Raw genomic sequence first — 26,979 nt, 5'->3', positions numbered from 1 at the left:
TTCTAGATCAGCTCGACATCGACGTGATGGCGGGCCTTCACCAGGTCGTACCGCGCCGGGACGGCCGGCGGCGGCAGGTCGATCATCCGCTGAACGGCCAGGCGCGCGCGGTCGAGGATGTCGGCGTCGACCGTCACCTCGTACTGCTCGTAAACGAGGGCGTCATAGATGTTCTGCAGCGTGATGCGCTTCATGTGGGGGCACATGTTGCAGGGGCCGATGAACTGGGTCGCAGGGCTTTCGGCCTGGACGTTGCTGGCCATCGAGCACTCGGTGATCAGCACCACCTGAGCCGGCTTGCGGGCCGCCACATAGTCGTTCATCGCCGCGGTCGAGCCGGCGAAGTCGGCCGCTTCCAGGATCTCGGCCGGGCATTCGGGGTGGGCCAGAACCTCGGCGCCGGGCCATGCGGCGCGCATGTCGGCGATGTCGCTGGCGGTGAAGCGCTTGTGGACTTCGCAATGACCGGCCCAGGCGATGATCTTGACGTCGGTCTGGCGGGCCACGTTGCGGGCCAGATATTCGTCGGGGATCAGGATGACCTTGTCGACGCCCCACTCCTTGGCCGCCCACTCGACCACCTGCACCGCGTTGGCGCTGGTGCAGCAGATGTCGGTCTCGGCCTTCACGTCGGCGGTCGTGTTGACATAGGTGACCACCGGGATGCCCGGGTGGCGCTCCTTGATCAATCGCACGTCGGCGCCGGTGATCGAGGAGGCCAGGCTGCAGCCGGCCTTCAGGTCGGGGATCAGGATCTTCTTTTCAGGCGACAGGACCTTGCTGGTCTCGGCCATGAAGTGCACGCCGGCCTGGATGATGATCTTGGCGTCGCTCTTGGCGGCTTCCTTGGCCAGCGCCAGGCTGTCGCCCACGAAGTCGCCCACGCCGTGGAAGATGTCCGGCGTCATGTAGTTGTGGGCCAGGATCGCGGCGTTCTTCTCGCGCTTTAGACGGTTGATCGCCGAGATCAGCGGGGCCTGGGCGCGCCACTCCATCGGGGTGACGTGGTGCTTGACCTTGTCCCAGACCTGGGCGGTTTCCGCTTCGATCGCAGCGGTGAACTCAAGCGGCGCAGCAAAACCATCGGCCATGGGATCCTCCGTTATGCTCAAAGTGAGCATTTCCAGGGTCTCAAAAAACGCCGGGGCGGAATCGGCCATTCCGTTCCGGCGTCACTGTTATGCCGTCAGCATTATGCTGAAAGTGAGCATAACTCGTCTGTCACACATATAGACCTTCGAAGGCGGAATGCAAACCCGGGTTCAGCCAAACCTGAGGGGTGTCCGGCATCCTCGTGGGCTCCTCGGGCAAGAGTGCGGCGACGGAGCGGGGCAGGACGCGATCGCTGCGCGGCTTCGTTGTCCTGTCAGCAATTTTTCGTTACATATCGGTAATTCAGAAGCAATATTTAGCAACAAGACCGGATGCGCAGAATTGTTCGCCAATGGCCCTGATGTTTTACTTGTACAGTAATTCATGTACAAGTATTTATTATAGTGAAAATGGCCAAATTTGAACTATATCGCATATAGATTATATTATTTGCAATAATGACTGTGCTTTAATTCATCGACTTTATTCTGATACCGATATTGGGTTACATATTATTAATGATGTGACTTAAATGCGACATCGGTTCGGTGTCATATTTCGTCGTCGCAATGTTCGTTGACCTAAGATCGTTTCAGTCCGTAGCTCCCGCCAATCCGGCTCCGAACGCGATCCGGAAAGGGCCGTGCGTCTTCCGCGCGGCGCTTGTGACTCTGGGGAGAGTACCTTGAATACGAAGACCATCCGGGAGCGCCTGCTCGCTTCCTCCATGATCTGTGGCGCGGCGTTCGCCACGCTCGGCGCTGGCCAAGCCGTCGCTCAGACGGCGCCTGCCGACACGCAGGTCGAAGAAATCGTCGTCACCGGTTCGCTGTTCCGTCGTACGGACACCGAGACCCCGTCGCCGGTCACCGTGCTGACCTCCGAAACCCTGCAGCGCGCGGGCATCAGCACCGCCGCCGACGCCATTCGCTCGATCTCGGCCGACGGCGCCGGTTCGATCCCGACCGGCTTCCAGGGTGGTTTTAGCGCCGGCGGCTCGGCCGTCTCGCTGCGCGGCCTGGGCGTTTCGTCGACCCTGGTTCTGGTCGACGGCCTGCGATCGGCCAACTTCCCGCTGAACGATGACGGCCACAACGCCTATGTCGACCTGAACACGATCCCATTCAGCCTGATCGAGCGCGTCGAAGTTCTGAAGGACGGCGCCTCGTCGTCGTACGGCGCCGACGCCATCGGCGGCGTGGTGAACCTGAAGCTCAAGAAGCAATTCGTCGGCGTCGCCGGCAGCCTCGAAGCCGGTGAAAGCGACCGCGGCGACGCCGAGCACAAGCGCGGCGACCTGACCCTGGGCTTTGGCGACTACGCCGCCAGCGGCTGGAACGTCTACATCAACGCCGAGTACCAGAAGGACGGCCGGGTCACGAACCACAGCCGCGGCTTCCCGTTCAACACGACCGACCTGACCCCGATCGGCGGCGTCGACAACAACGCCGCCGACAGCAGCATGGTCGCCGTCACGCCGACCGCCGTCGTGACGCGCGTGGGCCAATCCGACCTGAACAACCCGCTGGCCGGCGCCGCCGGTTCGCCGTTCACCAGCCAATATGACGCGCTGAACCTGAACTGCACCAACGGCACGTTCACCGTCACCACCGGCGCCGCCCAGGGCACGAGCTGCAAGTACAATCTGCAAGACCTGTACAACCAGATCTCGCCGCTGCAGAAGCGCATGGCGTTCAACGGCCGCCTGAGCGTCCGCCTGAGCGAGAACATCGAAGCCTACGCCACCGGCAGCTTCTCGCGTAACGAAGTGAACATCCGCAGCGCGCCGCAAAGCACGCGTCTGCGTCAGCCCTTCGGCGCCGCGGCCTCGCTGGCCTCGAACAACCCGGGCATGGTCCTGCCGGTCTGGATCTGCTCGACGGGAACCAACTGCGCCGTGGCGACCGATCGCCGCCTGAACCCGAACAACCCCTATGCGGCCGCCTACGCCAACGATCCGGCCAACGGCGCGGCGCGCATCTACTACCTGTTCAGCGACATTCCGGTCAGCAGCGCGCGTCGCAACGACGTCATCCGCGGCACGGCCGGCCTGAGCGGCGACTTCGGCGGCGACTGGAACTGGCGCATCGAAGCCGTCGGCGCCAAGGACAACCTGCGCCTGACCCAGCGCGGCTATCTGAACATCGCCAACACGCTGAAGGCCATCAACACCGGCTCGTACAACTTCGTCGATCCGTCGAAGAACACCGCCGCCGTGCGTCAGTCGATCTCGCCGGACATCACCACGCCGTCCAGCTCGTCGCTGATGTCGCTGGAAGGCTCGATCACCAAGCGCCTGTGGACCCTGCCCGGCGGCGACATGCAGCTGGCCGTCGGCGCCCAGGTCCGTCGCGAAGAGCTGAACAACCGCAACCAGAACGCTCGCCTGGACACCTGGACCCTGACCACCTCGTCGGCCGCCGGTGAACACACCGTCAGCGCCGGCTATTTCGAAGTGCTGGCCCCGGTTCTCGAGCAGGTGGAAGTCAACGTGTCGGGTCGCTACGACCACTACTCGGAAGGCTACGGTCACTTCTCGCCGAAGGTTGGCGTGAAGTACACGCCGATCCGTCAACTGGCCCTGCGCGGTACGTTCGCCAAGGGCTTCCGCGCCCCGACCTTCGCCGAAGCCAGCGCGGCCTCGCAATATGCCGGCTTCTCGAACTACACCCCGCCGACCGCCTTCCAGAACGCGCACGGCGGCACGGTCACCGGCGGCAACAAGAACCCCTATGCCGGCCAGTACTCGATCGGCGGCGGCTACAACGGCAACCCGGACCTGAAGCCGGAAGTGTCGCGCAGCTTCACGGCCGGCGCGATCTATGAGCCGACCCGTTGGCTGAGCATGACGGTCGACTACTACAACGTGAAGAAGAACGACCTGATCGTCTCGGGTCCGCTGATGGCCCAGGCCCGCGCGGCCTACTTCAGCAAGACCAATGTGACGGAGGCCTGCGCCGCCGTCGCCGCCATCGGCCCGGGCTACTCGTGCAACGTCGTCGACGGCGTCGACCCGCTGTTCCCGACCGCCCTGCCGCGCGTGCTGATCATCAATGCGCCGTTCGTCAACGCCAACTACCAGATCACGTCGGGTGTCGACCTGGCCGCTACGGTCAAGGCGCCGATCACCGACAGCATCCGGTGGACCAGCCGCATGGAAGTCACCCACGTGATCCAGTCGGACCTGCACACCGCCGATGGCAAGGTGCAGAAGTACGCCGGTACGCTGGGCCCGAACGGCCTGTCGGCGGGTAACGGCACGCCGAACTGGCGCGGCAACTGGCAGAACACCCTGGCGTTCGGCGAGAAGTACACGCTGTCGGCCACGGCCTACTATGTCGGCAAGATTAAGCAGGTCGCCGCCGACGTCTACGAAGACACCAGCTGCGCCAAGGGCAACCTGTACAACAACGGCGATGCTGCGATGGGCGAAAAGTTCTGCCACATCAAGAGCTTCGTCAATGTCGACGTGAACGCCACCGCCCAGGTGACCGATCAGGTCCAGGTCTACGGCAACATCGGCAACGTGTTCGACGCTTCGGCCCCGGTTGCTCCGGGCGCCTACAGCTCGAACCCGAACTACCTGAGCGCCTTCCACTTCCCCGGCCTGATCGGCCGGACGTTCAAGGTCGGCGTCCGCTTCGCCTATTAAGGCTGAGCATACCAGGCTTGGCGGACCTTCGGGTCAGTCAGGGGCCGGCTCCGAAAGGAGCCGGCCCTTTCTTTTTGCGCCTCAGCGCGGGCTGTCGGGGGCGTGCAGAACGCGCGCCGCGTAGCTGAAGTTCAGCTCCGGCGGCGGCGTGAATGGCTCGCGATAGGGGGGCACCGTCTTGGCGGTGAAGCTGGCGTAGCTGAGCGTGGTGGTGTCGGCGGCGGTGGAGACCGCCAGGCCCGAGATCCGGTCGGCGTTGCGCCAGTTGCTGGCTTCCTCGGCCGAGGGCGTGCGCGGCTTCCGGGCGGCGTCGATCAGGAGATAGGTGGTCGTGTCGCCATGATGGGCGGACGGACGCTGGCCGGCCCAGGCGCGGGCCTGGGCGTCGACGCTCAGATTGGCCGGGCCGATCAGGGTGCAGGTGCGACGCTCGCCGACCTCCAGCTGCTCGACCCCGGAAACCAGCCGGTATTCACCGTCGGCCGCTTGGCGCGACCAGGTGGCGCGGTCGACCTGGCGCCAGCCCCCCTCGGCCGTCGAGACGGCGGCGGCGATGGCGGCCGGCTTGGCCTTGCCATCGACGCAAGCCCGCTTGAACTGCGCGAACGGGTCGGGGGCGGCGTGAGCGAGAGCGGGCAGGGCGAGGGTCGCAGCGACCGCGAGCAGGGACCAAGACGAGCGCATGCGAAGGCTCCAATGGACTGTGGAACCCTCAGCTTAATCCCGAATTTTGCGCTCGGACAATCCTAAGGTTGAGCGCCTGGCCTTGTGCCCAAGAAAAAGCCGCCCCGGAGCAAGCTCCGAGACGGCTGAAGTCATGCTCGGCCCGAAGGCCTCGCAGGGGAGGAAAGGCTTAGTTGAACTTGGCGCTCAGCGAGACGCCGACGACGCGCGGCTCGTTGTAGACGGCGGCCATGTAGTTCTCGATCACACCCTTGAGGTTCTTCTCGTTGGTGATGTTGCGACCGAACAGGGCGATCTCGTAGCCCTTGTCCAGGTTCTCGTAGCCCAGCTTCACGCCGCCCTCGAAGTTGCCCTTCGAGTAGAACTCGCGGGTCTTGTAGAGCACGAAGTTGGTGTAGCCCTGCAGGTTCCAGTCGGTGGCCACGAACACCCGGCCGCTGTCCGACACCGGGATGTCATAGCGACCGGTGAAGTTCAGGTTGTATTCCGGGGCGTTCGGCAGCGGCTCGCCGTCGATCTGCGCGAAGGTGTTGGCGCCGACCTTGATCGTCGGGTTTTCCACCGTGCAGACCACCACGCCGTTCAGGGCGCAGACCTGGGCGTAGACGCGCTTGTCCTTGATCTCGCTGTGCAGGTAGCTGGCGCCAGCCGTCAGCAGCAGGTTCGGAACCGGACGCCATTCCAGGTCGGCCTCGACGCCGTAAGCCTTGGCCTTGTCGGCGTTGAACAGCACGCCGTTGCCGTTGCTGTCGTTGCCGTTCAGCTGGATGTCCTTGACCTCATAGGTGAAGGCCGAGGCGTTGAAGCGCAGGGTGTTGTCCAGCAGGGTGCTCTTGAAGCCGGCTTCCCACGACAGGATGGTTTCGCTGTCGGCGGTGGTGAAGTCGGCGTTGAACACGGCCGAGCGGCCCTGGATGGTCGGGCCGCGGAAGCCCTTGGCCACGCGGGCGTAGACGCTGAAGTCCGGGTTGACCTGGTACAGGGCCGACAGGTCCCAGCTGGGCTGTTCATCGGTCATGCGCACGTAGCGGCGGCCGTTGTAGGTCGACACGCCGGCGGCGTTGTTCGAGGTCTTGGCCAGGACGGTCTTCTTGGCGTCGTAGGTCTGGCGCGCGCCGGCCGTGATGGTCAGGGCGTCGGTGACCTCATAGCTGGCCTGACCGAACACCGCCCACGAGGTGTTCAGGTTGTTCAGGCGCACCCAGTTGTTGGGGTTGTAGCCGGCCGAGGTCGGCAGCAGGAAATAGCCGCGCTGATAGAAGTCGGTGGTGTCGCGCGAGTCGAAGTACAGGCCGCCGACCTGCCACTTCAGCTTGCCTTCGCCGTTGCTGGCCAGGCGGATTTCCTGGGTCAGCTGGTCCAGGTCGCGCAGCTGGCCCATCGACTGGCCAAAGCCGTTCGGAACGCCGCCGACCGGGAAGTTGGCCGCCGCGCCGCCGTCGGTGTCGCCGCGGCTCTTGCCCTTGGCGGTCTCGTAGGCGCTGATCGAGGTCAGGGTCACGCCGCCGAAGTCGTAGGCGATGTTCAGCGAGGCGCCGGCCATCTGGTAGGCCTGCTGGTTGTTGTTGGCCTCGTCGTACGCGACGCTGTCGCGCGGGGCGTTCGGCTTGTTCGAGCCCTTGGTCATGGCGTTGCGCAGGAACAGGGTCGAGGTACCGTCGTAGTCGCGCGCGTGGGCCGAGGCCAGCACGGTCAGCTTTTCGTTCGGGGTGGCCAGCAGTTGCAGGCGCACGTCCTTTTCGTCGAAGCCGCCCATGGCGTTCTTCTGCGGGGTCTTGGTGCCGTCAGCGCTGACGCCGGCGAAGGTGTTGTCGACCCAGTCGTCGCGGTGCTGGTACAGGACCGAGGCGCGGAACATCAGGTTCGGCGCGATCGGGCCGCCGATGCCGCCGTCGAAGGTGGTCGTGCCGTAGCTGCCGTACGAGGCCGAGAAGCGGCCGTTGAAGTCTTCGCTCGGGCGGATGCTGTCGAACTTGACGATGCCGGCCGTGGTGTTGCGGCCGAACAGCGAGCCTTGCGGGCCGCGCAGCACTTCAACCTGGCGCACGTCGAAGATCGGGTTCGACTTCAGCGTCACGTGCTCGAGGACGACGTCGTCCTGGATGATCGACACCGGCTGCGAGGCGCCGAGGTAGAAGTCGATGTTGCCGAGGCCGCGGATGTAGAAGCGTGGGAAGATCCGGCCCGTGGTGGTTTCGGCATAGAGGCTGGGGACGCGACCCGACAGGGCCAGGATGTCCTCACCGCCGGCCTGAACGGCGCGCAGCTGGTCGCCACCGACGGCGGCCACCGACAGCGGGGTCTTCTGCAGGTTCACCGAGCGGCGCTCGGCGGTGACGACGATCTCGTCCAGGGCGGTGTTGGCGTCGGCTTGGCGGGCCTGGGCGGCGGTCGCCATGCCCATGACGGACACGGCCGCGCCCAGCAGGAACGCCAGCTTGCGGGAGGTTTGGTAACGCATGTTGAGAGACACCTTGTTCGCGGCCGTTTTCGGCCGTCTTGGGAAGTGCGCCGGAGCTATCGGGGCCCGCGCGATTCGTCTCTGACGCCGCACTAAGCATCCCCAGCCTTAGCGTGCTCGCGCTATAGGCAAATTCGATGTCACTTCAGTGAAGGTTTACTTACTTGCGGTTCATGGAAGCTACGTAAGGGCGAGGGAATCGGTTCTGCTCAACCGAATGGTCCTGGCGTCGGAACCCGTCCGGAAACTCAGCCGTTACCGCGCCGCAGCAGAGCTGGAGCGCGCATGTCCTCGAAGATCCCAACCCGCAAGATCCTGATCGGCCTCGCCGTCGTCGCCGCGGCGCCGGTCGTCATGGCGGCGGGCCAGTCGACCAACCTTGCGACGCTGCAGGTGATGAAGGCCGCCAAGCCGGGCCTGTGGCAGCACAGCTTCGCCACCATCCCCGCCAACCCGGCCGCCAAGCCCTATAGCGAGAAGGGCTGCGTCTCGCAGGCGGCCCTGACGCAGATGATCAACCAGGCCGCGTCGCCCAGCGGCCAGGACTATACCTGCGAGATCCAGATGAAGAGCGACTTCGCGACCAAGGCCGAGGGGGTCATCCACTGTCCGGCGGTCCAGATCCCGGCGCTGGGCGTCAACGCGCCGGCCGGAGACCTGCCGATCCTGATCGAGAAGAGCGGCAACGAGGAGCACTGGGTCGTGTCGGTGAAGACGCCCGCCGTGCCCGGCTCGGTCCCCGCCGCGACCTGGCGACACGAATACCGCCGCCTGGGATCGTGCCCGGGATAGTCGAAGACTAGGCGCGCAGCGATCCGGCCATGCGCGCCAGGGTCCCGTCCTTGCGCACGAAGCGGTGGACCAGGGCCATGCCGATGTGGCCCAGGATCAGGATCGACAGACCCCAGGCCAGCAGCCCGTGCAGGCGGTCGGCCGGCGCGATCATCCAGGCGACCTTGACCCCGGTCTCGGGGATCAGCTGCACGGCGCCGATCTTCCAGCCCTTGCCGCCGCCATAGCTGCGCAACAGGGCCAGGGCCGGAATGGCGAACATCAGGCCGTACAGCGTCACATGGGCCAAGAGCGCCGCGCGACCTTCCCAGCCCGAGGCGTGCGGCGGACGTCCCGACCGACCCGACAGCCACCAGGCGGCGCGGACCATCACCAGCACGAAGACCAGCAGCCCGACCGCGCCGTGGCTGGGGCCCAGCGACGAGACGGTCCGGGCGATCGGGCTGTCGCCGAAGATCTTCCAGGTCAGCAGGCCGACGAACTGCCAGATCAGCAGATAGGCCATCGCCCAGTGCAGGATCCGGCTGACCAGGCCATAGCGCTGCGCGGTGTCGCGCCAGGGATTGGTCTTCGGCGAGATCTGGTCGGCGGTGGTCATGGTCGTCACGCGAGGTTGGCGCGCTGCGGCGCAGATACGTGCGACCGCTTACGCCAGGGATGCGCCGGGCGCTATCTGCGCCGGTCCAGCGCGTCCGTCGTCCCGTCCAGGCAGGTGACGGGGCCGCCCTCCAGCCCTGCCGACTTGGCGCACAGCAGGATCGGCTGGGTTTCGACCAGGCGCAGGGACCTCACCATCGTCTGGGTGGCGGTCTTGTACTTCACGAAGTGGGGAGACTTGAGGTGGGCCTCGTAGGCGGCGCGGCTGGCATAGACCTCGAGCAGCCGGATCTGGTGGGGCGCATCGCCGATCGCGACCGAGTGCAGCATGATGACGCCGGGCTCCAGCCGCACCGAGGCCTCCTGTTCCTCGACCAGGCTGGCCTTGTAGGCGTCGAGCTGGGCGGGATCGATCTCCAGCTCGGCGATGCGCACCATCAGGGGTTCGGCGCGCGCCACCGGCGGCGGCGCCACGGCGGCCAGGGCGGCGAGACCCAGGCCCAGGCAGGCCGCGCCGCTCATCGCGCGGCGGCCCGGGCGGCGAACACGTCCCTGGCTGCCGGCAGGGCCGACATCGCGCTGGGCCAGCCGGCGTAGAAGGCCAGGTGTGTGATCATCTCCGAGGCCTGGGCCTGGGTCAGGCCGTTGTCCATCGCGCGGTTCAGGTGGAACGGGATCTGGGCGGTCTGGCCGGCGGCGATCAGGGCCGCGACCGTGATCAGGCTGCGGTCGCGCGGCGCCAGGTCGGGACGCAGCCACAGATCCTTGAACAGATAGTCGGTGGTGTAGCCCACCAGCTCGGGCGAGGTGGCGGCGAACTGGTCGCTCACGGTCTGGGCGCGCCGGGCCTCGCCGGCGGCGTCGATCGGCGCCAGGTCCGGCGTCGCCGACGGAAGCTGGTCCGCGCCGATCCCGCGCCGGGCGAACACCTCGCCGACCGGGCCGATCGCGGCCATCGCCGCGCCCCAGCCGCAATAGTAGGCGAGGTGGGTGATGGTCTCGGAAATTTCGCGCGGGGCGACGCCGTTCTCCAGGGCCTGATCGGCGTAGTAGGTCAGGGCCGGCTGCTGGCCGCGGGCGATCATCATGGCGATCGTCGTGAGGCTGCGGTCACGGGGGCTGAGCCCTGGCCGGCGCCAGATCTCGCCATAGAGCCGCTCCTGCGTATGGGCCTCGAGCGCCGGGGCGACGGCGCGCACCTGGTCGGGCGAAACGCGCCGACCGGCGGGGGTGGGCTGTTGGGCTTGGGCGGCCGTGGACATCAGCAGGGCTCCGGCGGTGAGGGCGGCAAGGAACGTCATGCGGCGCCGCCGGCGGGCGGGCCGGCCAGGTATTCGGCGTCGGTCACCTTCTCCAGCCAGGTCACGGCCGAGGCGTTGAGGCTTTCCTGGATGGCGATGTGGGTCATGGCGGTGGTCGGCGTCGCGCCATGCCAGTGCTTGTGGCCAGGCGGACACCAGACGACGTCGCCGGCGCGGATTTCGACGATCGGCTCGCCTTCGCATTGTGTCCAGCCGCAGCCGGCGGTGATCACCAGGATCTGGCCGAGCGGATGGGTGTGCCAGGCGCTGCGGGCGCCGGGCTCGAAGGTGACGGAGCCGGCCGACACTCGGGCCGGGCTTTCGGCGGCGTGCAGCGGGTCGATGCGCACCACGCCCGTGAAGGTCTGCTCGGGGCCTTTCAGCGAGGGCTGGGAGCCGGCGCGTTTGAGGATCATGGACACTCCTATCGGTCTGGTCGCAGCGGCGGCGCGCGAGGCGGGAAACAGCAGGCAGCCGGTGGCGGCCAGGGCGGTCGCGATCGTCTCTCGTCTGCTCGTCATGCCGGCCTCGCGCTTGCCCGAGCCGATAGTCTAGGGAGAGGCCGCTTTGGTGATTAGCTGCTAAAAGCTGCATGGACCTATGCAGGATATCGATAAATGGCGCGGGTTGATCTCGGAGACCTGACGGCGTTCGCGGCGGTGGCGCGCGAGCGGAACTTCACCCGCGCCGCGGCGCAGCTGGGACTGTCGCAATCGGCCCTCAGCCACCGGGTCCGGGCGCTGGAGGAGCGGCTGGACGTGCGGCTGCTGACCCGTACCACCCGCAGCGTCGGCCTCACCGAGGCGGGGGAGCGCCTGCTGCGCACCCTGGCGCCGCGGCTCGAGGAGATCGAGGCCGAGATCGAGGGCCTGACCCAGCACCGCGACCGGCCGGCCGGCACGGTGCGCATCAACACCAGCGAGAACGCCGCGACGATGCTGCTGTGGCCGGCGCTGGAGCGGATGCTGCCGCGCTATCCGGACATCAAGGTCGAGCTGTTCATCGAGGCCGGTCTCTCCGACATCGTCGCCGAGCGGTTCGACGCCGGGGTGCGGCTGGGCGAACAGGTGGCCAAGGACATGATCGCCGTGCGGATCGGCCCCGACCTGCAGATGGCGGCGGTCGCATCGCCCGCCTATCTGGCCGGTCGTCCGCGCCCCGCCGCGCCGGACGATCTGGCCAGCCATGACTGCATCAATCTGCGGCTCAACACCCTGGGCGGCCTCTATGCCTGGGAGTTCGAAAAGGACGGCCGCGAGCTCAGCGTCAGGGTCGAGGGGCGGCTGACCTTCAACAGTCCGCAACTGGTCGCGGCGGCCGCCGTCGCCGGCTATGGCGTCGGCTTTCTGCCCGAGGACCATGTCGCCGAGCCGCTGAACGACGGCCGGCTGGTCCGGCTGCTGGAGGACTGGTGCCCGCGTTTCTCCGGCTACCACCTCTATTTCCCGCACCGCCGACAGCAGTCGCTGGCCTTCGCCACGGTGGTGGAGGCGCTGCGCTGGACGGGGTGAGGCCGCGCCCCTAGTGCGGTCGCACCCGTCCCTGCGCCTCGGTCAGCGCCTGGGCCAGGGTCTCCAGCGAGAACGGCTTGGTGACGAAGGGCCAGTCGCCGGCGCGGGCGCGGCCCTGGTCGCCGCCCGTATAGCCCGAGCACAGGACCACGGGCAGGCCCGGACGGGTGGCGGCCAACTGCTCGGCCAGGTCCACCCCGCTGCGGCCGCCGGGCATGATCACGTCGCTGAGCACCAGTTGCACGCCCTCATCCTCGTCGAGCCGTTTCAGAGCCTCTTCGACGCAGCCCGCGCGCACGACCGTGTGGCCCAGATCGGCCAGCATGGCGTCGATCAGTTCGGCCACCTGGGGGTCGTCCTCGACCAGCAGCACGTGGGATGGCGTCTGGGCCTGGATGCGGTCGCGGCGAGGGGCGGCGTCCTCGGCCGGCAGCGTCGCGGCCTCGGGCAGCAGCAGCGAGACAGTCGCGCCCTGGCCGGGTTGGCTCTCGATCTCGACCCCGCCGCCGCTCTGGCGGGCGAATCCGTAGACCTGGGACAGGCCCAGGCCCGTGCCCTGGCCGGGAGCCTTGGTGGTGAAGAACGGCTCGACCGCTCGCGCCAGGGTGGCCGCGTCCATGCCCATGCCGGTGTCGCGCACGCTGACCCGCAGATACTCGCCTGGCTCCAGCTCGCCCTGCTTGCGGACCAGGGTCAGCGGATGGGACTCGATGGTCACCGATCCGCCCGGCGGCGTCGCGTCGCGGGCGTTGACCACCAGGTTCAGCAGGGCCGCCTCGAACTGGCCGGCGTCGATCTTGGCCGAGCGCACCCCCGCCCCCAGCCGCAGGTGGAAGCCATAGGCGTCGCCCAGGGCGCGCTTGAGCAGGCTCTCGCTCTCGGCGATCAGGCGGTCGACGCGGCAGACCTCCGGCTTCAACGGCTGGCGACGGGCGAAGGCCAGCAGGTGCTGGGTCAGCTTCTCGCCGCGCTTGGCCGCCGCGGCCGCCGCCGTGAGCATCCGCTCGCGCCGGGCCGCGTCGCCCGGATGGCGCTCGACCGCGTCCAGAGCCCCGATGATCACCGTCAGCAGGTTGTTGAAGTCGTGGGCCACCCCGCCGGTCAGCTGGCCGATGGCCTCCAGCTTCTGGGCCTGCATCAGCGCCGCCTGGGCCGCGTCGCGCTCGACCACGGTGGCGGCCACGCGCTCCTCCAGCATCTCGGTGAGCCGGGTCAGGTCGCTCTGGGCCAGCTTGGCCTCGGTGGTGTCGAAGGCGATGCCGATGAAGCCCAGGAAGCCGCCGGCCGGATCGAACCGCGGCTGCGAGAACGACCTCAGCCAGCGCCACTGGCCGTCGGCCCGGCGATAGCGGGCCTCCAGCTCGAAGGGCTTGCGCGAGGCCTCGCCGGCGATCTGGGCCTTCAAGATGCCCGGCAGATCCTCGGGGTACAGTCGCGTGCGCCAGTCCATGGCCACCGCGTCGTCATAGTCGTGGCCGGTGAAGGCGACATAGGCCTGGTTGACGAACTCGCGCACCCCGCCGGGCCGCGACACCCACATCAGGGCCGGGGCGCTGTCGGCCAGGTTCCGGAACCGCGCCTCGCTCTCGCGCATCTGGTCTTCGGCCTGGTCGCGACCGCGGGCGTCGGCGCCGGCGGCGGTCTGGGTGAGGCGCAGGCGGTCCTCGGTCTGGGCCAGGGTCTCGCGCGCCTCCGTCAGGCCGCGCAGGGCGCCGCGCAGGCCTTCGCCGACCGCCACGACCATGACCGCACAGAGCAGATAGATGACCATGGTGGCCAGCTCCTCCTCCGACAGCGGCTGACCCTGGCGGCCGCCCCACAGCCACCAGCCGAACACCGCGCCGGCCACGACCGGAACCAAACCCCAGCGCCAGCCGGCGTACAGCGTCACCAGCATCACGGCCGGGAAGAACGGCTGCGTCGCCCCCACGCCGCCCTGCAGGCCCAGCAGGCTCACGCGCATCAGCACGGCCATCGCCACCCCGATCAGGGCGGCCAGCGCACACAGCGGCCAGGGCGGTGGAACCTTGGGTATGAGCCAAGCGCTAATCAGCGCGTGGGTGCGTCCTCGCTCTTCGGGAGGCGAGGGATTCGGGGCGAATATTGACGTGTCTTTGCTCTCCATCTCCGCTCCCCGCAAAGATGTCTTGCCAACAGCATGGACACGCTTACCTAAGACGCGCAACTCGGGAGATTATTTATGGCTGACGCCCTGAACACCGGACTGACCGCCAAGCAGCGCGGCGACATCGCTTCGGCCCTCAACAAGGTGCTGGCCGACAGCTACGCGCTCTATCTGAAGACGCATGGCTATCACTGGAATGTTCGCGGCCCGAATTTCCAGTCGCTGCACGTGCTGCTGGAAGGCCAATATCAAGAGGAATGGGCGGCGCTGGACGACATCGCCGAGCGCATCCGCGCTCTGGGCGAGCTGGCCCCGCAGGGCTACGGCGCGTTCGGCAACCTTTCCAGCATCAAGGACGGCAATCCCGAGAACGACTGGGAAGCCATGTTCAACGAGCTGCTGGCCGACAACGAGACGGTGATCCGCACCCTGCGCGACAGCTTCCCCGCCGCTGACGAGGCCGGCGACGAAGCCACCGCCGACCTGCTGACCCAGCGCCTGCAGGCGCACGAGAAGCATGCCTGGATGATCCGTTCGACCCTGGGCAAGAAGTAAGCTTCCAGGAGAACAGGGTGGGGACCCTGAGCCTTCGAACGCCCCTTGGGGCCGCCGCGACCGTGCTGGTCGCCGGCGGCCTTTGGGCGTGCTCGACCACCACCTATTACGTGCCGGCCGGCGAAGGACGGGCAGGCGGGATGGTGCGGATCACCCGCAGCTTCACCGACAAGGGCCTGGCCCGCTACACCGCCGACTTCGACCCGGCCATGCTGGCCCTGGCCAAGCGCCACGATCCTCGTCCGCATACGGACTACTGGGGGCGCGTGGAGGGCTGGGAGGTCATCAATCTCAAGGACATCCCGCGGATCGGCGACCGCGCGCCCGACTTCGACGAGGCGCGGCTGATCAACAGCCTGCGCCCGATGGCGCCCGACGAGCTGGAGGCCGCCAAGCCGTTCGTGCTGACCGGTTCGGCCGACGCCCGGGCCAAGGCGCTGAACTGTCTGTCGCAGGCCGTCTACTACGAGGCCGCCTTCGAGCCGGGCGAGGGCCAGCAGGCCGTGGCCCAGACAGTGCTGAACCGCATGCGCCACCCGGGCTATCCGAAGTCGGTCTGCGGCGTGATCTATGAGGGCGCTGCGCGGGTCACCGGATGCCAGTTCAGCTTTGCTTGCGACGGCTCCCTGGCGCGCACGCCCGTGCCGGCCATGTGGGCGAATGCGCAGGCCGTGGCCAAGCGGGCGCTGAGCGGCTTCGTGTTCAAGCCGGTGGGCATGTCGACCCACTACCATGCCGACTACGTCTCGCCGTACTGGGCGCCGACCCTGGTCAAGCTGAGGAAGTTCGGCCAGCACATCTTCTATCGCTGGACGGGCCCGTCCGGGACCCTGGCGGCGTTCAACGGCCGCTATTCCGGCAACGAGACCGTCTCGGCCGAGATCCTGATGGCCGCCGACCCGCGCACGCTGGAAGCGGCCCCGCCCGAGGTGCTGGCCGCTCAGAACGCGCCGACGCCGATGGTCGGCGCCGCGGCCCAGGCCCTGGGCGTGGGCAATCTCGTGCTGCCGGAAGCCAAGCTGATCTCGGTCCCCGACGGCCACGGCGGCGAGCGGGTGACGGTGCAGGGCTCGGTGGCGGGACGCCGGATCCCGACGGCCGAAGAGATCGAGCGGATCAACAAGGCGCTGGAAGCCGTCGCCGACCCGCCGCCGGCTGCGGTCGAGGCGCCGCCCGCGCCGCCTCCGCCGCCGCCACCCCCGCCGAAGCCGAAGTCACGGCCGCCGAGTTTGTTGAACCCGCTGAACTAGAAGGAGGGGAGCGCCCCCTCCGTCGCGGCGCTGCGCGCCGCGCCACCTCCCCCGCTTCGCAGGGGAGGAAAGGTTTTCTCCTCCCCCGTGCAACGGGGGAGGTGGTCCGAAGGGCCGGAGGGGGCGCTAAGCCGCCCTACCAGACCCCGATCTTGTTCGCTTCCGCGTGGCTGATCGGATGATGCGCGGCCTTGTGGTCTTCCTCGGCCAGGAAGCGCACGGCTTCCAGCGCCGCCATGCAGCCCATGCCGGCCGCCGTCACCGCCTGGCGATACACGTCGTCCGTCACGTCGCCGGCCGCATAGACGCCTTCGATGGCGGTCGAGGCCGTGCCCGGCTTGACCTTCAGATAGCCGCCCGGACCGGTTTCCAGCTGGCCCTTGAACAGCTCCGACGACGGGGCGTGGCCGATGGCGATGAACACGCCGTCGGCGGCCACGTCCTGGGTCTCGCCGGTCTTGATGTTCTTCAGCCGCGCGCCGGTGACGCCCATCGGGTCGGTCTGGCCGGTGACCTCGTCGATGACGCTGTCCCAGATGACCTCGATCTTGGGGTGGGCCAGCAGGCGCTCCTGCAGGATCTTCTCGGCCCGCAGCTCGTCCTTGCGATGCACCAGCGTGACCTTGCTGGCGAAGCTGGTCAGGAACAGCGCCTCTTCCACGGCGGTGTTGCCGCCGCCGACCACGATGACGTCCTTGTTGCGATAGAAGAAGCCGTCGCAGGTGGCGCAGGCGCTGACGCCAAAGCCCTGGAACTTGGCTTCGCTCTCGATGCCCAGCCACTTGGCCTGGGCGCCCGTGGCGATGATGATGGTTTCGGCGATCCAGTCCTGGCCGCTGTCGGTGGTGACCGTGAACGGACGCTTGGACAGGTCGACCGACAGCACGATGTCGTTGACCAGCTCGGTGCCGACATGCTCGGCCTGGGCGCGCATCTGGTCCATCAGCCAGGGACCCTGGATGACGTCGGCGAAGCCCGGATAGTTCTCGACATCGGTCGTGATGGTCAGCTGGCCGCCCGGCTGGATGCCCGCGATCAGCACGGGTTTCAGCAGCGCGCGAGCGGCGTAGATGGCGGCGGTGTAGCCAGCGGGACCCGAACCGATGATCAGGCAGCGCGTGTGGCGAGGAGCGGACGTGGACATGGCCGCAGATATAGTGTCGATTCCATTCAGTGGCGACCACAAGCCACGCGGAGGAAACCTGATGAAGCTCGCAATCTTGCTGGCCGCAGCGATCGTGGCCCTCTTTGCCGGCCTGGCCAATCTTTGGTTCGGCGACGTGACCCTGGGCGCGGCGTTGATCGCGGCGTTCTGCGCGGTGGCCGGGATCTCGGCCTGGAACGCCAAGCGCGACTACGACACGCGGCCGGTCGAACCGCCGGTCATGGAGCATGCCGTCGACTAGGCGATTGACGCCTCGTCCACCTTTGCGGCGTTAAGCTGACGGAAACCACGTTTTCCGGGTGAACCGCCATGACCGCGCCCTTCATCGAGATCGACGGCCACAAGATCGGGGCCGATTATCCGCCGTATGTGATCTGCGAGCTGTCGGGCAACCACAACGGCAGCCTCGAGCGCTGCCTGGCGATGGTGGACGCGGCGGCCGACACCGGCTGCGACGCGATCAAGATCCAGACCTACACCGCCGACACCATCACGCTGGACGTCGACCGGCCCGAGTTCAAGATCCATGGCGGTCTGTGGGACGGCCGCACCCTGTACGAGCTCTATCAGGAAGCCCAGACGCCGTTCGAATGGCACGCGGCGATCTTTGACCGCGCGCGCCAGCGCGGCGTGACCATCTTCTCCAGTCCGTTCGATGAGACCGCGGTCGACCTGCTGGACGGCCTGGGCGCGCCGGCCTTCAAGATCGCCTCGTTCGAGGCCGTCGACCTGCCGCTGATCAAGTACGCCGCCGCCAAGGGCAAGCCGTTGATCATCTCGACCGGCATGGCCAACCTTCAGGAGATGCAGACGGCCCGCGACACCGCCCTGGAAGCCGGCGCGGCGGGGGTGCTGCTGCTGCACTGCGTGTCCAGCTATCCCGCCACCTTCGCCGACGCCAATGTCCGGACCGTGCCGGACATGGCCCAGCGCTTCGGCTGCCCGATCGGCCTGTCGGATCACACGCCGGGCACGGCCGCCTCGGTGGCGGCGGTGACCTTGGGCGCCTGCGTGATCGAAAAGCACTTCACCCTGGCGCGCGCCGACGGTGGCCCCGACGCGGCCTTCAGCCTGGAGCCGGTCGAGTTCAAGGCCCTGGTCGACGACACCAGGAACGCCTGGGCGGCGCTGGGCGTCGCCCACTACGACGTGCTGGGGGCAGAACAGGCCAATCTGCAGTTCCGCCGCTCGCTCTATGTCAGCGCCGACGTCAAGGCCGGCGAGGCGCTGAGCCGCCAGAACGTCCGCTCGGTCCGTCCCGGCAGCGGCCTGCCGCCCGGCGAGCTGGACAACGTCCTGGGCAAAACCGCCGCTCGTGACCTCGTCCGTGGTGAGCCGCTGGACTGGTCGATGGTCGGCTAGCCCTCGATCAGGCCCAGCCGTTTGCCCGTGATCCGGTCCAGCGTGCGCTTGGGCAGGATCTCGGTCATCAGCACCTGCACGGGCGAGGGCGAGACGACGTAGCGGACCTTGGGCCGGGCCGCGGCCAGGGCCGTGTGGATGACTTCGCCGATGGCCTCGGGCGGCAGGCCGGCCTTGCCGATGGTCAGCATGTACTGGCGCAGGCGCTCCAGGGCTGGGGCGTAGATCGTGCCCGCGTAGCGGCTGGTGTCGGTCTCGTCGGCCTTGGCCCAGATCGGCGTCGCGACCGCACCGGGAGCGACCACCACGACGTCGACGCCGAACGGCAGCAGCTCGCGGCGCAGCGACTCCGACAGGCCCTCCAGTCCGAACTTGCTGGTGCAGTAGGGGGCCATGAACGGGTTGGCGTTTCGGCCGCCGACCGACGAGATGTTGACGATCCGGCCGGGCCGGCCCCGGCGGGCCTCACCCGCCCCGAGCAGCGGCGCGAAGGCCTGGGTGGCGACGACCACGCCGGTCAGGTTGACCTCCAGCTGCTGGCGCCATTCCTCGACCGGCAGATAGAGCAGGGGGCCGGCGACGGCGATGCCGGCGTTGTTGACCAGGCCCGCCAGGGTCGCGCCGTCCAGCGCGGCCTCGACCTGCCTAGCGCCTTCGCGCACGGCCGCTTCGTCGGTGATGTCGAACAGGAGCGGGGTGAAGGCGTCGCCGAACTCGGTCTTCAGCCGGTCGGCGTCGGCGCGCTTTCGCACGCTGCCGAACACGTGGAAGCCCTTGGCCGTCAGCACCTTGGCCGCGCCCCAGCCGATGCCGGTGGACACGCCGGTGATCACCACGGATGTCTTCGTCATGCCCTGCCCCTCGCTTGATGAGGGGAGGATGCGCCTGACGACGGCAAACGCCTAGAGGGCGGCCAGGAGCGCTTCCGCCGCCCGGTCCGCGCCCAGTCCGTCGCAGACGGCGGCGCTGGCGGTCGACAGGGCCGCGCGGCGGTCGGTGTTGGTCAGCAGGTCGGCGACCATCGCCTTGAAGGCGGCTTCGAAGTGGGGGGCGGCGACGTCCAGGCATGGCGAGGCGCTGGCTGCGTCCAGCGCCTGGGCCGCAGCGACCTGATTGTCGGCCAGGATCAGGCTCAGGGCGGGCAGGCCCAGGGTGCAGCGCTCCCAGGTCGTGGACCCGCCGGCCCCGATGGCCAGGTCGGCCTCCAGCACCAGTTCGGGCATGTGCTGGGTGTCGACATGCAGGGTCACGCGGGGATCCTGCGCGGCGATCTCCCACAGGCCCGGCAGAGAGGGCGCGCCCCCGCCCAGGACGAGATCCAGCCTCGCCTCGCCAGCCAGCGGGCGCAGCAGGTCCGCCACCCGGCCGGTGATTCCGCCGACGTCGGTTAGGCCCAGCGACACCAGGATCCGCTTCACTGGGCCACGCTCGGCTCGGCGGGCGAGGGCGGTTTCGCGCAGGGCGGCGAAGGCCGGCCGCACGGGGGCATAGGCCGGGCCCAGCAACAGGCGTGTTTCGGGCGAGACGAGGCCCGCATAGTCCTCGGCCTTGCGGACCGGGCCGGAGTCGAGGACGAGATCGACAGCCAGTGGCCGGTCGGCCAGGTCGTCGAGCGCCAGGCTGGGCCGGCCCTTGGCCAGCGCGCGGTGGTCGTCGGCCGAGAGCCCGTAGTGATCGAAGGCCACGGCGCTGAAGCCGTCGTCGTCCGCGACCGGCGCCATGTCCGGCGCGAAGGCTTCCAGCACCCGCGCTGTTTCCGGCGTCGCCAGGAACGCGCACGCCGCGCCCCGCGCCTGCAGAGCCCGCGCCAGGGTGATCGAACGCATGACGTGTCCGCCGCCGATGGCGGGGCCCGCGTTGCAGATGAAGAGGATGCGCGGCAGTTCAGTCGCGCCGTTTCTTCGCGCGATTGTAGTCCCGCATGAAGAACCAGTGGACGCCGAACGCCGAGGCGATGAACACCAAGCAGATCAGCATGGATTGAAAGACAGGATCCATTCAGTCCTCCACTCGATAAAGAACGTAGTGCAGGGCGCCCTGAAGGGCAATGAAACTCACGAGCGCGCCGACCACTAGTAAGGGGGTGGCGCGGCCGGATACGAGCGGCTGCAGGAGCGCTGAGCCCAGGAACGCCACGGCCGTGGCGTTACAGGTCGCCGCCAACGCCTTGCGCTGTTCATTCCGCGCGGCCTTGCCTGGGCGAGGTATGCTTGGCGGTTCAACCATGTCGCGAACATAACGCGAACGTCTGCGCGCCGGCAACGAGAAAAATCAAACTTTCGGCTTGATCGCACGCGGTTTGCGCGGCTTGGGGGTGGGGCTCTCCACAGTCCCCTCGATCGGCTTCACGCGAGGCTTCCGCTTCGGCTTTGGAGCCTCCTCGATCTCCACGGGCTCGACCACCGGCGCGGGAATCTCCACGCCGATCCGGGCCAGAACCTCGCGGGCGGCGCGATCGGTCTCATCGACCGGATCGTAGGTCCAGCCATGGAACGCGCCGCCATAGGGGCGGGCTGCGCCCATGCGCTCCAGTTCCTCGTGGAAGAGCCGGAACTTCAGGCTGGAACCGTCCATCTTCAGCACGAACACCGGCTTGCCGGTCGAGGCCGCCTCGGTGGCCATGTTCGTGGAGTCCTCGGTGACGAGGATGTAGTCGGCGCCGGCCAGGAAGGCGAAATAGGGGTTGGCGCCCTGACCATCCCAGGTCGTCCCCGGCAGGTGGCGAAGGCGGGCCGTCATCAGAGCGCGGGCGGCGTCCGGCGTGCGGCGCGAGAAGGTCATCAGCAGGCTGCCGCCTTCCTGCTCCAGCGGGATCTGGATCGAGTGGGCGATCTGCGCCGCCCGCTCGCTGGAGAGGTCGAAGGCCTTGGACTTGCCGCCGACCAGCACCGCGACGCGCGGCCGGGGCAGGGGATCGATCAGATCCTTGAAGGCCTCGTACTCGGCCTCAAGCCGCTTGGGCGTGACCCGGTGCGGCGAGCCGCTGATCGGCAGCACGTTGTCGCCGTCCAGACGGTCGTGCTTGGGCGGGATCACCAGGTCGAACATGTGGGCCGGGACCCGCGGGTCCTGGATCTGCACCACATAGGTCTTGCCCCCCGACCAGCGCTTGGCGCGGATCGACAGCGGCAGGGTGGCGCGGCCGGCGGCGACCCAGATGTCGGGCCACTCGCCTTCCTTGCCCTGGGGGATGCCGCTTTCGGGCGTCAGCCAGCGCTTGGGCAAGAAATGCAGCCACCACGGCAGACGGCCGGTGCGGCCCTTCCAGCCCACGCGCTTGACCTCGACCTCGCAGGGGACCAGGCGCGCGATCGCTTCCGACAGGCCCACGACCTGGGCCTCGATGCCGGCGCGGCCGTCCGAGACGGCCCATACCTTGAGGGGGGAGACCCTAAGCGGCAGTTTCGGAGCTTCGGTCAAACGGTTGACCCCCGATACGCGAAACGAAACAAGGCCGCTCGTTGAGAAGCGACCTTGTTCCATTGAACCGTAGTTGTGGCGTAGCTAGGGCGAGGCCCTACAGCCACTCCACCTTGAGGATTTCGTAGGCCTTGACGCCGCCAGGCGTGTTGACCTCGACCACCTCGCCGACTTCCTTGCCGATCATCGCGCGCGACAGCGGCGAGGAGACCGAGATGCGGCCCGACTTCACGTCGGCCTCGTGCTCGCCCACGATCTGGTAGCGAGCCTCGTCCTCGGTGTCCTCGTCGACCACGCTAACCGTGGCGCCGAACTTCACCTGCTTGCCCGACAGCTTCGAGACGTCGATCACCTGCGCGCGGGCGATCTTGTCCTCGATCTCGGCGATCTGGCCTTCGATCCAGCCCTGACGCTCCTTGGCGGCATGGTACTCGGCGTTTTCCGACAGGTCGCCGTGCGAGCGCGCCTCGGCGATCGCGGCGATCACGGCCGGTCGTTCGACGGTCTTCAAACGCTTCAGTTCTTCGTCGAGGGTCTGATAACCCCCGACGGTCATCGGCACTTTTTCCATTGCGGATTTTAGCTCGGTCGCCTTGGGAGGAATGACTTCCAGTCGCGGGCGTTCACAACCGGGGGCTGGGAGGATAGGCGCCCATCTCCCGGTGCGCAAGGGGTTCAGCTTGACCTTAAGGGCATGCGGACGGCGATCTTCAGTCGTTTGTCGGCAGGATCACGAAGTTTCCCGGCCCCGGAAGCCGCCCGGTCTGGATCCACACCGCGGCGATGTCGAACAGGCCGGCGGCGTAGGCGGTCGTCGTCCCGTCCGCGGTGCGCGTGCGCTGGATCAGCCCGTGATCGGCCTTGGGGAACACCACGACGGCCAGATCTTTCCGCCGGGTCTGCACCTGCCGCAGGATCGCCTGGGTGCCGGCGTTCGGGGCCTGGTGGTCGTCGCCGCCCAGGAGCCACAGCTGGCGCGCCTTGATCGCCTCGATGACCGGGCGCGGCTCATAGGCGAAGCTCAGCCCCTGAGACGCCGCCGGGCCGCCGGCCTTGGCGTCGGCGCTGGACAGGGTCAGCAGCACGCCGGTGTAGGAGCGCGGCTGGATGGCCTTCAGCCATGGGGCGCTGGCGTGCCGCGCCTTGAAGGCGTCCAGCGCGGCATAGCCCTCGCGAAAGTCGGAGCGGACGATGCGTTCGGTGATCGCGGTCAGGGCTCGGGCCTGGGCCAGGGCGTCGTCGCCGAAGCCGGCCTGGCGCACCTGATCCTCGACCACCAGGCGGTCCTGTGCGATCGGCCCCTCGGCCATCGCGAAGGCGGGGATGACGAAATCCAGCGGCGTCAGGGTCGCCGTCAGCGGCGCGACCCAGCCGCCCTGGCTGCCGCCGATCACGCCGACGCGCCTTACGCCCGGCAGAAGGCGGCGAGCCTCCGCGACCGCCGCGGCCGTGTCCCGCGCCCGCACCTGGAAGTCGGCCGAGAGCGCGCCCGTCGACGCCCCGGTCCCGCGCTTGTCGTAGACGAAGACCGCCACGCCGCGGCGCGCCAACTCGTATTGCCACGCCGTGTCGTCGGTCGAGGGATCGTTGTTGGAGCCATCGATCCAGACCGCCAGGGCCTTGGGCCGGCCGCCCTGCGGCAGGACCAGCTTGCCGCGCAGGGTGACGTCGCCGCTGGCGAAGGTGGTCTCGCGCTCGGCCAGCGGCAGGCGGACGCCGGTCTGGACCGTCTCGCCGCGTGTCAGGACCAGGCGGCCGGCGGCGCAGGGTTCGAAGGCGACCGTCAGGCCCCGGCCGGAATAGGCCCCGTCCGCGCCTTCCTGCAGCCGGCCGAACGCGCCCGTCGACAGCGTGTACTGCAGATTGCGCGGGTGACCGGCGTGGCCGGTGATGGTCACGACCTGTCCCGCGGGCAGCGCATAGGCGCCCAGTCGACAGTGCAGGGCGGGGTCCAGCCGCGTCTGCGGCGTGGCGTCCAGTTGTGGCGGGGCGGCGACGAGAAGCGCGGCTCACAGGGCGAGAAACGACATGGTCAGCCTTTGAGCGGTTGGGGCGAGACGCGCAGCCAGAGCTCCGCGGCGATCAGGTTGGGGACCCAGGCCAGGAACGAGATCGCGCGATACCAGGGCAGGAACGGCAGGTCCAAGATCATGACCAGCGGCAGGTAGAGGCGCAGGGTGACCGCGGCCAGGGTCAGCGCCCAGGAGCGGATCATCCAGCGGCGATGATCGGCGAAACGACCCTGCACGGCGGCGCGCCAGCCCAGCAGGCTCACCGCGATCCAGAGGACCGCGAGACTGCCGAAACCCGCCGAGGCGATCGGGCCAGCGGAGGAGCCGAAGGCCAGGATGACGCCGGCGACGCCGCCGATCAGGCAAGCCGCGACATAGACCCTGCCGGTCCAGCGATGCGTGCGGCCGCGGCGCAGTCCGGGCAGGAACTGCAGCGACCCCAGCCCCAGCGCCGTGATCGAGCCGGCGACATGGACCAGCAGCCAGGGGACGCCGCGCGGATTGTTCAGCGCCTGGGCCGGGGTGGAGGGCGGGTGCAGCACGTAGCGCGCCGAATAGGCGGCGACGCCCAGGCACAGGACGGTCAGGACCGTCCAGGCGATGCGGGAGGGCCATGGCGTGGGCCGGAGGGGAAGCATGGTCAAGGCGAGGTTCTCGTGAGCGATCTGGCCGAACCTCGTTGCCCGATGGCTGGCGGCTCGCTAGGCCTTGCTTCGCGAACGGCGCCGGGGTTGCGCGAACGGGGCGGCATGGACGGCGGGGCGATACGGCAGGCGGGCAGAGCGAGTGCGCGGCGCTGGGCGATCGACCTGGCGATGTTCGTCGCCATCGGCCTGCTGATGGGCTTTTTGGCGCCGTTCGCCTCGGAGCGCGCGCCGGTGGTGACTCGCTATGTCCACTGGATGATCTGCATGGTCGGCGGCGGGGTGATCGGGATCCTCGTCGACGACCTTGCGAGCCTGCGCATGGCGGCGACCTGGCGACGGGTCGTGGCGGTCTCCGCTGTGATGACGCCGCCCGTCTCGTTGCTGGTCCTGACGACCGAGCACGTCCTGGCCAACGCGCCGTTCGGCTGGCCGGGCTACTGGTGGCTGTTCTGGCAAGTCGGGCCGATCTCGCTGGCGATGATGGCGGTGCGGGCGCTGGTCTGGCGCAACGTTCCCGTTCGGGTCGAGACGCGCACCGTCATCGCCGCGCCCCTGCCCGAGGCCGAGGCGGCGTTCCGGCGGCGACTGTCGGCCAAGCGGCGGGCGGCGCGGCTGATCGCAGTCGAGGCGCACGACCACTATCTGAAGGTCCACACCGGCGCCGGCGAGGAGCTGATCACCCTGCGCTTTGCCGATGCGCTGGAAGAGCTGGCCCAGGCCCACGGATGGCGCGTCCACCGCTCGTGGTGGGTGGCGGCCGACGCCGTGGAGACGGTGCGCTGGCGACGCGGGGCCGGCGAGATCGGTCTCGCCGGCGGTCTGACCGCGCCGGTCAGCCGAACCCATGCGCCGGTGCTGAAAGACGCCGGCTGGTTCTAGAGCTGCTTGGGGATGGTGTTGATCATCCACGGGATGCCGAACTTGTCGATGAAGTTGCCATAGCCGGGCGACCAGAAGGTCTCGGCGAAGGCCATGCTGACCGTGCCGCCTTCCGACAGGGCGTCGAACACGCGGCGGGCCTCGACGGGATCGTCGGTGTGATAGGTGACGTCGAAGCCGTTCTTGGGCTTGTCGATGTTCGGCGCGAACTCAGGCGGCATGTCCGCGCCCATGATCGACTGGTCGCCGACGTCCAGCCAGGCGTGCATCAGCCAGTCCTTGTACTTGGCGTCGACCGGCATGTCGGGCGGGCCGTCGCCGAACGGATAGGCGGCGGTGACCGTGCCGCCCAGCACCTGGGCGTAGAAGTCGAAGGCCTGGCGGCACTGACCCTGAAAGCTGAGGCTGGTGACGATCTTCATGGCGATCCTCCTGGCCATTGTCGGCCGGGTCGGAGGCTGACCCGGCGACGCGGCGGAGGCAAGCGCGAGCGCGCGTTGACTCTTAACTCGATATATGTCGATTTAAATGCATGAAGCGAAATCGACGCCCTTCCGAGCCTGCTCTTCGCCTGCTGCGCGCCCTGCTGACGGCGCCCGCGGACTGGCGCTACGGCTATGACCTGACCCGCGCGACCGGGGTGGGTGCGGGGACGCTGTATCCGCTGTTGGAGCGCTGGGCCGGGCAGGGGCTGCTGGCTTCGGAATGGCGGCCTTCGGACACGCCGGGCCGGCCGCCGCGCCATGCCTATCGCCTGACGGGCGCGGGGCGCGTCCAGGCCGAGCTCTGGACGCAAGACGCGCCGCCCGTCGCGGGGGGCAAGCTGGGACTGGCGACATGATGACCTTCCTTCACAGCCTCGCCCGCGCCTTGGGCCGCCATGCCGAGCGCGTTCTGGCCGTCGTCCATCCCGAGCAGGGGCGGGCGATCGCGGCGGAGATCGCGCATGTCGACGACCCGCTGCAGGCGGTCATGTTCGCCAGCGGCGGCGTGCTGGCGGCATGGCGGCGACGGTTCAGCGCGCCGGCGGCGGGCATCGTCGCCGCGCGGTTCTCGATCGGTCTGGCGGCGGGCCTTCTGGGCCATGTCCACCTGCAGATCGCCGGCATGAACCTGTGCCGCAAGGTGTCGCTGATGACCGGCGGCGAGGCCTGCCTGGCCAAGGCCACGCCCTATGTGGTCGGCGTCATCGAGCAGCATTCCCTGGCGCACTGGAGCTGGAAGTTCGCGGTGCTGGGCGGCATGGGCGCGCTGCATGTGGCGGCCGCCGCGGCCATGATGCTGGGCGCAACGAAGGCGGTGTCGCGGATCGCCGTGGCGGTCGCCGTGCTGGCCATCGCCATGCCGGGCCTGGGCGCAGGCGGCCTGACCTTGCCGGTCATCTACCTGGCCCAGATCGGCCTGATGGCGCTGGCCGCCTGGGGGCTGGCCCGGCTTTGGCGCTGGGACGAGCAGCGCCTGGCCGGGCGCTAGA

General features: G+C 68.4%; 26 protein-coding genes. 10 read left to right on the top strand and 16 right to left on the bottom strand.

Annotated elements, in window-relative coordinates; all coding sequences use genetic code 11:
* Nucleotides 1-2 precede the first annotated feature (2 nt).
* A complete protein-coding gene (gene nadA / locus E1H18_RS21985) occupies nt 3-1,091 on the bottom strand; it encodes a quinolinate synthase NadA (protein WP_172272747.1) in 1,089 nt (362 codons plus the stop codon).
* Between the two features lie 686 nt (nt 1,092-1,777).
* Here nadA and E1H18_RS21980 point away from each other — a divergent pair.
* Nucleotides 1,778-4,744 carry a TonB-dependent siderophore receptor gene (locus tag E1H18_RS21980; protein ID WP_241736138.1) on the top strand — a complete coding sequence of 989 codons (2,967 nt, stop codon included), beginning with the start codon at nt 1,778-1,780 and terminating at the stop codon, nt 4,742-4,744.
* Nucleotides 4,745-4,825: 81 nt separating this feature from the next.
* Here the strand turns inward: E1H18_RS21980 and E1H18_RS21975 are convergent, their stop codons facing one another.
* A complete protein-coding gene (locus E1H18_RS21975) occupies nt 4,826-5,428 on the bottom strand; it encodes a hypothetical protein (RefSeq protein WP_172272745.1) in 603 nt (200 codons plus the stop codon).
* Between the two features lie 169 nt (nt 5,429-5,597).
* The gene (locus E1H18_RS21970; RefSeq protein ID WP_172272743.1) at nt 5,598-7,889 is read right to left on the bottom strand and encodes a TonB-dependent receptor; all 2,292 of its coding nucleotides are present in this window, start codon (nt 7,887-7,889) and stop codon (nt 5,598-5,600) included.
* 285 nt (nt 7,890-8,174) lie between these two features.
* Here E1H18_RS21970 and E1H18_RS21965 point away from each other — a divergent pair, with 285 nt between their 5' ends.
* On the top strand, nt 8,175-8,681 hold the full coding sequence (locus E1H18_RS21965) for a hypothetical protein (protein WP_172272741.1): 507 nt from the start codon (nt 8,175-8,177) through the stop codon (nt 8,679-8,681).
* A 7-nt stretch (nt 8,682-8,688) separates the two neighbouring features.
* Here E1H18_RS21965 and E1H18_RS21960 read toward each other — a convergent pair whose 3' ends face one another.
* From E1H18_RS21960 to E1H18_RS21945, 4 genes are all read right to left on the bottom strand, one after another.
* The gene (locus tag E1H18_RS21960; RefSeq protein ID WP_172272739.1) at nt 8,689-9,279 is read right to left on the bottom strand and encodes a cytochrome b; all 591 of its coding nucleotides are present in this window, start codon (nt 9,277-9,279) and stop codon (nt 8,689-8,691) included.
* Between the two features lie 71 nt (nt 9,280-9,350).
* Nucleotides 9,351-9,800, bottom strand: coding sequence for a putative quinol monooxygenase (locus E1H18_RS21955; RefSeq protein ID WP_172272737.1), 450 nt, complete (start codon nt 9,798-9,800; stop codon nt 9,351-9,353).
* Nucleotides 9,797-10,579, bottom strand: coding sequence for a carboxymuconolactone decarboxylase family protein (locus E1H18_RS21950; RefSeq protein WP_172272734.1), 783 nt, complete (start codon nt 10,577-10,579; stop codon nt 9,797-9,799). Before E1H18_RS21950 ends, E1H18_RS21955 begins: the two co-directional genes overlap by 4 nt.
* Nucleotides 10,576-11,100 (bottom strand): cupin domain-containing protein, encoded by a 525-nt coding sequence (locus E1H18_RS21945; RefSeq protein ID WP_241736137.1) that lies wholly within the window; start codon nt 11,098-11,100, stop codon nt 10,576-10,578. The genes E1H18_RS21950 and E1H18_RS21945 overlap by 4 nt, the downstream gene beginning before the upstream one ends.
* 96 nt (nt 11,101-11,196) lie before the next feature.
* Here E1H18_RS21945 and E1H18_RS21940 point away from each other — a divergent pair, with 96 nt between their 5' ends.
* Nucleotides 11,197-12,090 carry a LysR family transcriptional regulator gene (locus E1H18_RS21940; protein WP_172272731.1) on the top strand — a complete coding sequence of 298 codons (894 nt, stop codon included), beginning with the start codon at nt 11,197-11,199 and terminating at the stop codon, nt 12,088-12,090.
* A 10-nt stretch (nt 12,091-12,100) separates the two neighbouring features.
* Here the strand turns inward: E1H18_RS21940 and E1H18_RS21935 are convergent, their stop codons facing one another.
* Nucleotides 12,101-14,215, bottom strand: coding sequence for an ATP-binding protein (locus tag E1H18_RS21935; RefSeq protein ID WP_370526569.1), 2,115 nt, complete (start codon nt 14,213-14,215; stop codon nt 12,101-12,103).
* A gap of 75 nt (nt 14,216-14,290) precedes the next feature.
* On the opposite strand from E1H18_RS21935, the gene E1H18_RS21930 reads away from it, so the two are divergent.
* Both E1H18_RS21930 and E1H18_RS21925 read left to right on the top strand, forming a co-directional pair.
* Nucleotides 14,291-14,770 (top strand): Dps family protein, encoded by a 480-nt coding sequence (locus E1H18_RS21930; protein WP_172272725.1) that lies wholly within the window; start codon nt 14,291-14,293, stop codon nt 14,768-14,770.
* Nucleotides 14,771-14,787: 17 nt separating this feature from the next.
* Entirely contained in the window at nt 14,788-16,020 is a 1,233-nt protein-coding gene (locus tag E1H18_RS21925; RefSeq protein WP_172272722.1) for a cell wall hydrolase, read from the top strand.
* Nucleotides 16,021-16,156: 136 nt separating this feature from the next.
* Here E1H18_RS21925 and trxB read toward each other — a convergent pair whose 3' ends face one another.
* Nucleotides 16,157-17,164: a thioredoxin-disulfide reductase gene (gene trxB / locus E1H18_RS21920; RefSeq protein WP_172272719.1), complete on the bottom strand. Its 1,008-nt coding sequence runs from the start codon at nt 17,162-17,164 to the stop codon at nt 16,157-16,159.
* 61 nt (nt 17,165-17,225) lie between these two features.
* On the opposite strand from trxB, the gene E1H18_RS21915 reads away from it, so the two are divergent.
* Both E1H18_RS21915 and pseI read left to right on the top strand, forming a co-directional pair.
* On the top strand, nt 17,226-17,426 hold the full coding sequence (locus E1H18_RS21915) for a hypothetical protein (RefSeq protein WP_172272716.1): 201 nt from the start codon (nt 17,226-17,228) through the stop codon (nt 17,424-17,426).
* A gap of 68 nt (nt 17,427-17,494) precedes the next feature.
* Nucleotides 17,495-18,547: a pseudaminic acid synthase gene (gene pseI / locus E1H18_RS21910; RefSeq protein WP_172272712.1), complete on the top strand. Its 1,053-nt coding sequence runs from the start codon at nt 17,495-17,497 to the stop codon at nt 18,545-18,547.
* Here pseI and E1H18_RS21905 read toward each other — a convergent pair.
* From E1H18_RS21905 to E1H18_RS21880, 6 genes are all read right to left on the bottom strand, one after another.
* Complete coding sequence (locus E1H18_RS21905; protein WP_172272709.1) at nt 18,544-19,398, bottom strand: SDR family NAD(P)-dependent oxidoreductase; 855 nt, start codon at nt 19,396-19,398, stop codon at nt 18,544-18,546. The genes pseI and E1H18_RS21905 overlap by 4 nt on opposite strands.
* A gap of 51 nt (nt 19,399-19,449) precedes the next feature.
* Nucleotides 19,450-20,412, bottom strand: a complete 963-nt coding sequence (gene pseG, locus E1H18_RS21900) for a UDP-2,4-diacetamido-2,4,6-trideoxy-beta-L-altropyranose hydrolase (RefSeq protein WP_370526570.1) — start codon at nt 20,410-20,412, stop codon at nt 19,450-19,452.
* A gap of 406 nt (nt 20,413-20,818) precedes the next feature.
* Nucleotides 20,819-21,967 carry a mitochondrial fission ELM1 family protein gene (locus E1H18_RS21895; protein ID WP_172272707.1) on the bottom strand — a complete coding sequence of 383 codons (1,149 nt, stop codon included), beginning with the start codon at nt 21,965-21,967 and terminating at the stop codon, nt 20,819-20,821.
* Nucleotides 21,968-22,064: 97 nt separating this feature from the next.
* On the bottom strand, nt 22,065-22,538 hold the full coding sequence (greA, locus tag E1H18_RS21890) for a transcription elongation factor GreA (protein WP_172272705.1): 474 nt from the start codon (nt 22,536-22,538) through the stop codon (nt 22,065-22,067).
* Between the two features lie 139 nt (nt 22,539-22,677).
* The gene (locus E1H18_RS21885) at nt 22,678-23,865 is read right to left on the bottom strand and encodes an alpha/beta fold hydrolase (RefSeq protein WP_172272703.1); all 1,188 of its coding nucleotides are present in this window, start codon (nt 23,863-23,865) and stop codon (nt 22,678-22,680) included.
* 134 nt (nt 23,866-23,999) lie between these two features.
* Nucleotides 24,000-24,617, bottom strand: a complete 618-nt coding sequence (locus tag E1H18_RS21880; protein WP_172272840.1) for a DUF2306 domain-containing protein — start codon at nt 24,615-24,617, stop codon at nt 24,000-24,002.
* 93 nt (nt 24,618-24,710) lie between these two features.
* Between E1H18_RS21880 and E1H18_RS21875 the strand changes: the two genes are divergently transcribed.
* Nucleotides 24,711-25,505, top strand: a complete 795-nt coding sequence (locus E1H18_RS21875) for a LytTR family DNA-binding domain-containing protein (RefSeq protein ID WP_241736134.1) — start codon at nt 24,711-24,713, stop codon at nt 25,503-25,505.
* Here E1H18_RS21875 and E1H18_RS21870 read toward each other — a convergent pair.
* Nucleotides 25,502-25,927: a VOC family protein gene (locus E1H18_RS21870; protein ID WP_172272701.1), complete on the bottom strand. Its 426-nt coding sequence runs from the start codon at nt 25,925-25,927 to the stop codon at nt 25,502-25,504. The two genes, E1H18_RS21875 and E1H18_RS21870, sit on opposite strands and share 4 nt — an antisense overlap.
* Before the next feature lie 110 nt (nt 25,928-26,037).
* On the opposite strand from E1H18_RS21870, the gene E1H18_RS21865 reads away from it, so the two are divergent.
* Nucleotides 26,038-26,346: a PadR family transcriptional regulator gene (locus E1H18_RS21865; RefSeq protein ID WP_172272699.1), complete on the top strand. Its 309-nt coding sequence runs from the start codon at nt 26,038-26,040 to the stop codon at nt 26,344-26,346.
* The gene (locus E1H18_RS21860; RefSeq protein WP_172272697.1) at nt 26,343-26,978 is read left to right on the top strand and encodes a hypothetical protein; all 636 of its coding nucleotides are present in this window, start codon (nt 26,343-26,345) and stop codon (nt 26,976-26,978) included. Before E1H18_RS21865 ends, E1H18_RS21860 begins: the two co-directional genes overlap by 4 nt.
* Nucleotide 26,979 lies beyond the last annotated feature (1 nt).

The sequence above is a fragment of the Caulobacter sp. RHG1 genome, from assembly GCF_013181195.1.
In the GTDB taxonomy this organism is placed as follows: Bacteria; Pseudomonadota; Alphaproteobacteria; order Caulobacterales; family Caulobacteraceae; genus Caulobacter.
This window is presented reverse-complemented; position numbering and strand designations above follow the sequence as displayed.